At 48.3% G+C, this 574-nt stretch carries 1 protein-coding gene; it reads left to right on the top strand.

What is annotated here, in order from left to right:
- A partial coding sequence (locus R7Q11_RS28185) for a DNA topoisomerase (protein WP_263857225.1) occupies positions 1-574 on the top strand: 574 nt, incomplete at both ends.

The raw sequence follows: 574 nt of genomic DNA, 5'->3' as shown, positions 1-574 counted from the left end.
CGCAAGCTACGAAGTGTGTAAGCGCGAAGACCGCCCGACGAAGAGCAAGCCTTCTGCGCCATACATCACATCAACATTGCAGCAAGCGGCAAGTACCCGTTTAGGTTACGGCGTTAAGAAAACCATGATGTTAGCTCAGCGTCTGTATGAAGCGGGTTACATCACTTATATGCGTACCGACTCGACTAACTTGAGTGCGGAAGCAGTTGATGCTGTTCGTGACTTCATTGATTCAGAGTTTGGTGACAAGTATCTTCCAGCTAAGCCACTAACGTACGGCAGCAAAGAAGGTGCTCAAGAAGCGCACGAAGCGATTCGTCCATCTGATGTGTCAGTGAAAGCAGAAGACTTGCAAGGTGTAGATGCGGATGCTCACAAGCTTTACTCACTGATCTGGAATCAGTTCGTTGCGTGTCAAATGACACCTGCAGAATATGATTCAACCACAATCAGCGTAAAAGCGGCGGAATACACGCTAAAAGCGAAAGGTCGTATCCTTAAGTTTGATGGTTGGACTCGCGTACAGCGTCCAATGGGCAAAAACGAGGACACAATCCTTCCTGCGGTACAACTT

This window comes from Vibrio sp. 970 (assembly GCF_033339075.1).
The sequence above is the reverse complement of the archived record's forward strand: the minus strand, read 5'-3'. Positions and strand labels throughout refer to the sequence as shown.